4 protein-coding genes are annotated in these 8087 nt (G+C 42.1%); all 4 read right to left on the bottom strand.

The genetic code is table 11. The features are described 5' to 3' along the window. Window positions 1–234: 234 nt before the first annotated feature. The 4 genes from FILTAD_RS12465 to FILTAD_RS12480 all read right to left on the bottom strand — a co-directional run bounded on the left by FILTAD_RS12465 (window position 235) and on the right by FILTAD_RS12480 (window position 7615). Entirely contained in the window at window positions 235–1584 is a 1350-nt protein-coding gene (locus FILTAD_RS12465; protein ID WP_124071256.1) for a TrkH family potassium uptake protein, read from the bottom strand. Window positions 1585–1719: 135 nt separating this feature from the next. Next, on the bottom strand, window positions 1720–2472 hold the full coding sequence (locus FILTAD_RS12470) for a TerC family protein (RefSeq protein WP_124071147.1): 753 nt from the start codon (window positions 2470–2472) through the stop codon (window positions 1720–1722). Window positions 2473–2821: 349 nt separating this feature from the next. Further along, window positions 2822–5887, bottom strand: coding sequence for an efflux RND transporter permease subunit (locus tag FILTAD_RS12475; protein ID WP_124071149.1), 3066 nt, complete (start codon window positions 5885–5887; stop codon window positions 2822–2824). 153 nt (window positions 5888–6040) lie between these two features. After that, a complete protein-coding gene (locus FILTAD_RS12480) occupies window positions 6041–7615 on the bottom strand; it encodes a peptide chain release factor 3 (RefSeq protein WP_124071151.1) in 1575 nt (524 codons plus the stop codon). Between the last annotated feature and the right edge of the window lie 472 nt (window positions 7616–8087).

Here is an 8087-nt window from a genome sequence, read left to right on the forward strand (position 1 = left end):
TGAATAATTCGTTGTAAAAAAATTCAAAGTGGTCTCAAGTTCTTGCGTATAAACATGCTAGACTGGTATGCAATTGCTCTTTTTAGTGAATCGGATTTTCTGCTTGTTCTATGTAGCTTACAATTTCAATTCTTTTTATCATAGTATATATTCAGTTAAAAGTCGATGCTGTCTAGAAAATTTCCTTTCAACAAAAATAAAACTGCTCCCTTCAAATTCGGGAGCAGTCCTTTTTCATCCAATTATGACACGTTCTTTTGGGAAGTGATAATGTGGTTTTTTCGTTTTTCCACCGAGTGTAAAAAGGAACGAAATAAGTCCCACCCGACCGATAAACATAAGTATCATGATAATCGATTTTCCAACAATGGACAGATCCGCTGTGATGCCGAGCGACATACCGCATGTTCCAAAAGCAGATGTGATTTCAAACAAAAGCGCAACGACCGGTACACCCGGTTCTGTTATAAGCATGATAAGAAGCGCCGTCATGACCATTACAGCAGCTAGAAGAATCACCGCATAGGAACGGAATACGTCTACTAATTTAATTTGACGATTAAAAACATGAATCACTTCGTTTCCACGAGCAAAGTTAATCAAAAAAAGGATAGCAATGGCGAAAGTTGTCGTTCTAATTCCGCCTCCCACTGAACTTGGCGAAGCACCGATAAACATAAGGGAACTGATCATAATATCTGTTGCTTCACTAAACCCGGTTATATCAAATGTAGTAAGCCCTGCTGATCTAGAGGATACAGAGTGGAATAACGAAGTAAGAATTTTTTCATGCCACGCCATTCCTTTGAAAGAATGTGACCATTCCAGTAAAAGAATCATCACCGTACCAAGGGCTAACAAACCTCCAAAAGTTGTTACAGTAATTTTTGTGAACAATGAAAATCGGAAGTTTGGAACCTTTTTTGAAAAAAAGCCTTTCACCTCAATAAGAACCGGGAAACCGATAGCACCGAGGATAATTAATATCATCGTTATTGTTTGAATGAAATAATCATCAAAATATGGTTTAAGCGAAGCGCCTGTTAAATCGAATCCTGCATTTGTCGTCGCTGAAACTGACATAAACATACCGTTAAGTAGCGCGTCACTAAATGACTCGTAAAACCGCATAATATATAACGTGAAAATCAGACCGCCTATTAACTCGATCAAGAAAATAATTTTGACAATCTGCCTAATTAGATGGACTACACCGGCAAGGCTGTATTGATTGTGATCCACCATAATCAATTGCCGTTCACGGAGTCCAATTCTCTTTTTCACGATTAGCCAAAAGAACGTTCCAATCGACATAATACCAATCCCGCCAATTTGTAAAACGAGCATAAGCATACAAATGCCAAATACCGTGTATGTCCCTCCTATGCTGATGGGTGTTAGCCCAGTCACACTAACAGCACTTACTGCCGTAAAAAGGCTGTCGATAAAACGGATATCAACTCCTGGTAAATAGACACCCGGTAAGTTCAGCAGAAAAAACGAAAAGGCGATGGCCAGAAAATAATAGAACACAATGATTTGTGCAGGCGTGAATTTCCGAAAACTTTCACGTGTGAATTTCAATCGCTTCACGTTCCTTTCGACAAGCAAGAGCTATTGACCCCATTTTAGAGAAGTCTACGTAAAAATGAAAGGACAAACTTCCCAAATATCAAAAGTTGTGATGAAGCGATAATTCACCTACTCCATTTTGTTATGTTATTTCTTTTTATTACTTCGTACACCTAAGAAGTAACCCAGGATGATAATCGAAACGAGTACTATCCAGAATGTCAATTTCCATACTGTTGAGTGCGGGAATGCTTCATCAATAATTTGAAGCTTGGGATGTGCAAGTGTAAGAACCGCCAGCTTGACACCGACCCACCCAACGATAAGGAATGCTGCTGTTTCGAGTGATGGATACTTTTGTAACAGTTTCACAAATTGTGTAGCTGCAAAACGCATAATGATCAGGCCAATGATTCCACCCAACAACATGACGATGAATTGACCGCCATTAATGCCTCCAATATGGAAATCCCCTAATTCCGGAAGTGTCACTGCAAGTGCAACCGCTGCAAGCATTGAGTCAAGCGCAAATGCAATATCCGCCAATTCGACTTTGAGCACAGTCATCCAGAAACCCGACTGCTTACGTGGCTTAGATTCTACATCGGGATTATCGTCCTTGCGCTGATCCATGATGCTCTTAACGGCAATGAATAATAAGTAGACAGCCCCAATCGCTTGTATTTGCCAGAAGTTAACAAGAACTGTAATCATGAATAACGCTGCAAAACGGAAAACGAAGGCTCCGAGCAAACCATAAAACAATGCCTTTTTCTGTTCAAGCCGCGGTAAATGTTTCACCATAACCGCCATGACGACAGCATTATCTGCTGCCAGAAGTCCTTCTAATACGATAAGTACAATGAGTACCCATGCGTATTCCAATAAGATTGCTTCCATTCCATTTCCTCCCAATTTCATACTTTGTTCATTAAAGCAAAACGATATAACAGTGGACTTTATCAATTAGGCGCACAAAAAGAGACCGTCGCCTAATAAAAGGCAAAGGTCTCGCTAAGACGGAATTTAAATTGCTAAAATCCAGCTATCATAACCGATGGCAAAAGCCATGTATTGACGACTATGAAATAGGTTTCCCTACAGCTACTCCCCTTTGACATAAAGTCAAAAGTTATTCGGTTTTATTGCTTCCTGTTCAGTATACCATCTTTGTGGGATAAGTAAACAATTACTTTACGTTATGCGAATCCTGACATCGAAAAAGCCCTCCGTCAAGAGGGCTTTCCTATTACTTTTTTGGTACTGCTTTTTTTCTTGTTTCTTTATCGAAAAAGCTGTAAATAACCGGTACGATGTAAAGTGTTAAGAATGTCGAACTGATTAATCCGCCAATGACTGCGATGCCCATCGGCTGGTTCATTTCCGTTCCTTCACCGATGCCTAGCGCAAGCGGTAATAAGCCTAGAATCGTCGTCAGTGCTGTCATTAAGATTGGCCGTACCCGATCTTTAACGGAAACGGTAATCGCGTCGTATGAGCTCATCCCTGCCTCTTTCCGTTGATTGATGTAGTCGACGAGCACGATTCCATTATTCACGACAATTCCTACAAGAACAAGAATACCGATTATTGCTGTTACACTGATCGGCGTATTCGTTGCGAACAACCCAATCGCTACGCCAATTACCATAAGCGGTACGGAGAACATGATAACAAATGGGTATTTGAATGACTCAAACTGAGCTGCCATCACGATATAGACGAGCACAACAGCCAAAATCAATGCCATAATCATGTCATCGATGGCACTCTCAAACAATTCCCGATCACCGCTATAAGTGATGTCGATTTCATCTGATAAATCCATTTTTTCGATTGCCTCATTCACTTTAGCAGTCATTTCCCCCAAGGACTGGGAAGATTTATACTTCACATCAAATGTGACCGAATGTGCCTGGTCAACACGTTGAATCGATACAGGTCCTTCAGACACATTAATGGCAGCGACTTCACCTAACGTCACAAATATGCCCGCAGGTGTGCGGAGTTTCAGTTTTTTCAACTGATCCGTACTATTACGGAACTTTTTATCATACTTGACGTACACGCCATATACATTGTCATCTTTGCTAATAATCTGGGTCGCAAATGAACCACGTGTAACGTTGTTAACAGTTTGCGCAATTTGATAGGGAACCAGGCCTTTTTCTTGCGCTAGATTTCGGTCAACTTCAATTCGAATCTCTTCGACTGTATCTTTAAGTGTATTCGTCAATTCAGTAACGGATGGTAGTTCCGCAAGTTCACTGTTCAGCTTGGATACCGCCTCATCCAACCTTTTCTCATCAATATCTTTCATTGAAAACGTTAATGTATTGGGTGTGGATCCGGATGCCGTTTGCAAATTGAATCCGATTTCCGCATCACCTTTAACTGCCTTCAATACATTCGGCTGCACGTCATCAACAAATTCAAAAACCGAGCGTTTCCGATCATCCAGTGGCACAAGTTTGACATACAGTTCAGCAACGTTCGCTTCCGAGCTTCCTTGCGCCAAACTTTGTTGTGTGCCTCCCACAAGACTTACATACACTTCCACGTCTTCTTGCGTCTTCAACTCTGCCTCAATACGCTTCACAACGTCGTCAGTGGCCGCCGGAGAAGATCCGTTAGGTAATGTCACAGAGATACTTACAAAGCCCTCGTCAGTGGCCGGTAGGAATTCTGTACCTACTTTAAATAAACTCAAGCTGCTAAGTACTAATAGAACAATAGTAAATAATAAAACGATAACTCGATATTTCAAAGCCCATTTCACAGATCGTTCAAAGCCATTTAATGTTTTCGAACGTCGTCTGCGTGCTTCCATACTCTTTTTCGGTTTTTTCAAGAGTCGACTGGCAAGCATCGGAACTACAGTTAAAGCTACGATGAGCGATGCAAACAAGCTGAAGGAAATGGTCAACGCAAACTCGGTGAATATTTGACCGATTAGCCCGCTGATGAAGATGACTGGGACAAAAACAGCGAGTGTCGTCAAAGTGGATGCCGTAATAGCGCCTCCCACTTCTTTCGACCCTTCCCGCGCGGCCTGTTTAGGCTCTTTCCCCATCGCAAGATGCCGCTCGATATTTTCAATAACGACAATCGCATTATCGACAAGCATGCCGATACCTAGTGCAAGGGCACCGAGCGTCATGATATTGAGTGAGAAATTTGCAAAATACATCAGTACAAATGTAACGATGACTGAATAAGGGATTGCAATTCCAATAATAATAGGACTCTTAATACCACGTAGGAATAGAAACAGGACAATCATCGCAAAAAGTCCACCAAGTAATAGCGATTGCCCGATATTGTTAATGGCTAGTTTCACGTAATCTCCTTGGTCGAATAAGATATCGGATTCGATTCCTTCGAACTCTTCTTTGTCCAGTAGCTTGTCAAGTGCTTCTTTGAAAGAAGTGGAGACGTCAGCTGTATTGGCACCCGATTCTTGTAAAACAGACATAAGTACCGCTTGCTCTTCATTTGCACGCGTCTTTGTCGTGGAATCGGCTTCAACAAGTGACACATCTGCTACATCACTAATTTTCACTTTTTTACCGGTAAGGGGGTTCACCCCGATTGTGATACTCCGTATATCTGAAATTGTCGTCAATGTACTGACGATACGGGTTGTCAACTGCTTCCCGTCTTTCGTTTCAATCGGCTCACCAGGCATTGAAACGTTATTCGACTGGATTGTTTGGACAACGTCAGATTGTACGAGACCATTGTCCTCCAATTTTTTCGCATCCAGTATAATTTGAACTTCTTCCATAAGTTGTCCTGAAATAGTTACACTTGCAACACCTTTTGTCCGACGTAATTCCGTTTCCAACTGTTCAGCAATTCGCCGGATATCGGTATCCTCAGTAGTTGCTCTTAGTGACAGCTGAATAACGGGGAATTGGGCCGGATCGAACTTCATAAAGCGAGGCTTCTCCGCCCCTTCAGGAACCGGTACTTGATCAATCCGTTGCATAATGTCGAGCTGGACTTCGTCAATATTTGTAGACCAGTCGAACATCAATAGGATGAAATTAGCACCTTCTTGTGAAGAGGATTGCATCGATTTCAAACCTGGCGCTGTCGATAGACTCGTTTCAAGCGGTTTCGTTACTTTTTCACTAACCTCTATCGGCGATGCGCCTGGATAACTTGATACAACAACCGCAATCGGTGGATTCAATTCTGGAATGAGTGTAACAGGAATCCGAAAAAATGATACTGCGCCCAGAATGATGACGAGAAACATCGTAACAATCGTAAAAACCGGTCTTCTAATTGAAAAATCACTAATTTTCATATACACGACCCTTTCTTCCAAAAAACGTTACCTCAATCATATGCAAATAACGCCGCGACTTCAATTGGGACTACTTTTCTCCTAATGAACGACTATTAAATAGCCATATGAAAAAAACCGGCAAACGGGTGAACCGATTTGCCGGGTAATTCTTTATAAAAGACTATACAGTTGGATCTCAGGATATTTATCATGGAACCAACGCATTGCAAATTCATTCTCGAAAAGAAATACAAGATTGTCATGGCGATCTTTTACAAGCATCGCACGTTGTCCCGCCATGGCCTCTTTTACATCTTCTTCATTTTCAATCCAACGGGCTACTTTCGAACCGATATGCTCCATGCGAACTTCAACATTATATTCGTTTTTCATACGATGCTCGAACACTTCAAACTGAAGCTGCCCAACTGCACCGAGTATCACTTCTTCTGTGTGCAATGTTCTGTAATATTGAATGGCCCCTTCTTGCACCAGTTGCAGAATACCTTTGTGGAAGTGTTTCGACTTCATGACATTCTTCGCTGTCACTCGAACAAAAAGTTCTGGCGTAAATACAGGCAATGCATCGAATTGGAAGTTAGATTTACCACCAATGACCGTATCACCAATTTGATAATTTCCCGTATCGTATAAACCGATAATGTCGCCGGCAACCGCTTCGTCGACTGTTTCTCTATCATCTGCGAGAAACTGAGTCGTCTGTGTAAGTTTGAATGTTTTCGAAATCCGCGGTACACGTACAGTCATGCCCCGCTCAAATTCTCCCGATACAATTCGGACGAACGCAATACGGTCTCTGTGCGCGGGATTCATATTGGCCTGTATTTTGAAGATGAAACCCGAAAACTCTTCGGAATATGGATTGATAACCGTCTCATCTTTTGTAATACGTGGCTGTGGTGGTGGCGAGAATTGTAAAAATGTTTCCAAAAACGTCTGCACACCGAAATTCGTTAAGGCGCTACCAAAAAATACAGGCGTCAGTTCACCCTTGGCAATCCGTTCTTCATCAAACTCATTACCCGCTTCGTTTAATAAAAGTACGTCTTCTACTGCTTGTTGATAATACGATGTCACTGTCATTGGATGCGGCTCAGCTAGTTCACCCTCATCATTCAATTTCAAAAATCGTTTATCTTCCTCAACCCTGACTTGCTCAATCCGATTGTTGAACCGATCATACAGTCCGATGAATTCTTTACCCATCCCGATAGGATAATTCATAGCATAAGATTGAATACCGAGAACTTCTTCCAATTCTGCCATCAGTTCAAGCGGTTCTTTACCCTGTCTATCCATCTTATTGATGAACGTAAAAATCGGGATTCCACGCATGCTACACACTTTAAACAACTTAAGAGTTTGTGGTTCAATACCTTTTGCAGAGTCAATCATCATTACTGCTGCGTCAACTGCCATTAGCGTACGGTATGTGTCTTCACTGAAATCTTCGTGGCCGGGTGTATCGAGGATATTGACACGTTTTCCATCATAATCGAATTGCATAACAGATGATGTTACAGAAATCCCACGTTGTTTCTCGATTTCCATCCAATCCGATGTAGCGTACTTTCCTGATTTTTTACCTTTTACTGTTCCTGCATCACGGATTGCTCCTCCGAAATACAAGAGTTTTTCTGTAATTGTCGTTTTCCCGGCATCCGGGTGGGAAATGATTGCAAATGTCCGCCGTGCCGCAATTTCTTCATTTATAGGCTTATCCATGTTACGTTGTCTCCTTCTGTTCTGCTTTTCTTAGCATAGACAGATTAGAGGATGATTTCAACAGTTTTTTCTTATTAAAAGGTGGGATTCGGAAAATTGTCATGGCGATTGGAGAAATTGTAAGGGTGAATTGGTGAACTGTAAGGGCAATTGCCCGAACTGTGAGGGCAATCTTGTAAACTGTCACGGCACGGCGGAACTGTAAGGGCTATTTCCCAAACTGTCATGGCAATCCCGAAAACTGTCATGGCCCGGCGAAACTGTAAGGGCAATTGCCCAAACTGTAAGGGCAATCTCGTAAACTGTCATGGCCCGGCGAAACTGTAAGGGCAATTGCTCGAACTGTGAGGGCAATCTTGTAAACTGTCACGGCCCGGCGGAACTGTAAGGGCAATTGCCCAAACTGTAAGGGCTATCTCGAAAACTGTCATGGCCCGGCGGAACTGTAAGGGCAATTGCCCAAACTGTGAGG

This window comes from Filibacter tadaridae (genome assembly GCF_900609045.1).
In the GTDB taxonomy this organism is placed as follows: Bacteria; Bacillota; Bacilli; order Bacillales_A; family Planococcaceae; genus Sporosarcina; species Sporosarcina tadaridae.